This window comes from Streptomyces sp. P5F9 (assembly GCF_057961495.1).
On sequence record NZ_JBXVPZ010000993.1, the window covers coordinates 1 to 903 of the forward strand.

Annotated in this window: 1 protein-coding gene and 1 pseudogene; one reads left to right on the forward strand and one right to left on the reverse strand. The window is 72.3% G+C overall.

Annotated features, from left to right (window positions below; translation table 11 throughout):
* Positions 1–389: pseudogene (locus AC31A1_RS52020) on the reverse strand (lipid-transfer protein); the annotation flags it as partial.
* Positions 390–502: 113 nt separating this feature from the next.
* Here AC31A1_RS52020 and AC31A1_RS52025 point away from each other — a divergent pair.
* On the forward strand, positions 503–903 hold a 401-nt coding region (locus tag AC31A1_RS52025; RefSeq protein ID WP_489660012.1), incomplete at its 3' end, for an AMP-binding protein.

Below are 903 nucleotides of genomic sequence, written 5' to 3' on the forward strand. Positions count from 1 at the left end.
GGCGTGGGGAGTTGGCGGGTGGTGTTGGTCCAGGGTCTCGCCCCGCTGCCCCGCTTCCGGGATCTCCACGCCACGCCGACGGTCGCCTGCCCGGCGGCGATGGCGGTGGCGAGATGGGTGACGGTCGCGCATGAACCACCGCCCCCGTACCCCACCTTGCTGAAGAAGGTCAGGTCCCCGAAGCCGGCCGCCTTCGCCAGCTCGACCTCGTCCGTCTCCTCCATCGTGTACGAGGCGAGGGCGTCGACCTCGCTCGGGGCGATGCCCGCGTCGTCGAGGGCGGCGAGTACGGCGCGACACGCCAAGGTCCGCTCGTCCTCGGGGAGTTGCCTGGCGAAGGAGGTCTGTCCGATGCCGACGATCGCGGTCGCGTCCTTCAGTCCGGCCATGCGCTGTCCGGCCATGCTCTGTGCACCTCCGCGTGACACCGGGGCTGCTGACAGGGCGTCAGGCTACAGCTAATCTGACGGGTAGTCAGCTAGTGGGTGTGGGGAGGCCGTTCATGCGCGGAGACGTGGAGTGGGACACCGTCCCGGGCCTGGTGCGCTCGGCCGCGGAACGCTACGCGGACGCCGAGGCGGTGGTGGAGGGCCGGACGCGGATCTCGTACGCCGAGCTGGGCGCGCGGGTGGAGCGGGCGGCGGCCGCCTGTATCGCGAGTGGCGTGGAGGTCGGCGACCGGGTGGGCATCTGGGCGCCCAACTCGACGGACTGGATCGTCTCGGCGCTGGGCGCGGTGTCGGCGGGCGCGGTGCTCGTGCCGCTGAACACGCGCTTCAAGGGGAGCGAGGCCGCGTATGTGCTGCGCGGCAGCGGGGCGCGGTTGCTGTTCGTGACCGGGACGTTCCTGGGGACGTCGTACGTGGCGTCGCTGCGGCGCGCGGCGGGGGAGGGGCCTGGGGA